Source organism: Streptomyces sp. NPDC055287, assembly GCF_053646035.1.
The window spans coordinates 914-1,618 of record NZ_JBSHNE010000127.1 but is presented as its reverse complement, the minus strand read 5'-3'; the positions used below and the strand labels follow the sequence as shown (position 1 = coordinate 1,618).

Sequence of the window (705 nt, the reverse complement as noted above, 5' to 3'; positions counted from 1 at the left end):
GGAATAGTGGTGAGTGTTTTTTTCATTTCCTTTTGAACCTTCTTTCAATAATTTACAAATTATACCGGAGGATCTTCCTTTAAATTACATTTAAAATGAAGGTAAAAATGAAAAATAGTTCTAAATTCACCGGTTAAACCAGGACTTTATTATTGTTTACCATATAAAAAACAGCGCTTTGATAGCGCTGTTCAGACTGTAGACAAACTGGAAGAAATCCAGTTTGCCTACAGTCTTTTTTATTTTACAATGGAAGTACTACATAACTTGAGGTGATTGACATGCTTTCGAAACATAATCCCATTCAACGAGATCAATTAGAAATGATTACGTTAAATCAATTGGTACCGGCCAGCCACTTGGTTCGTAAAATAGAGGCAGCACTTGATTTTTCGTTCATCTATGACTTGGTGAAGGACATGTATTCAGAAATCGGTCGTCCCAGTATTGATCCTGTCATCTTAATTAAATTGACCTTCCTTCAATACACGTTTGGAATCCGGTCCATGCGCCAAACGATTGAACAAGTGGAAACCAATATGGCCTATCGCTGGTTCCTTGGGTATGGTTTCCACGATAAAGTGCCTCATTTCTCTACGTTCGGAAAAAACTATGAACGCCGTTTTAAAGATACCGATCTGTTTGAACAGATTTTCTATCGCATCTTAAAGGAAGCTGCCGAGAAAAAGCTAATCAGTGCCGAGC

1 pseudogene is annotated in these 705 nt (G+C 37.4%); it reads left to right on the top strand.

From position 1 onward, the window contains the following. Nucleotides 1–281: 281 nt before the first annotated feature. A pseudogene (locus ACWIHY_RS40300) lies at nt 282–705 on the top strand (transposase); the annotation flags it as partial.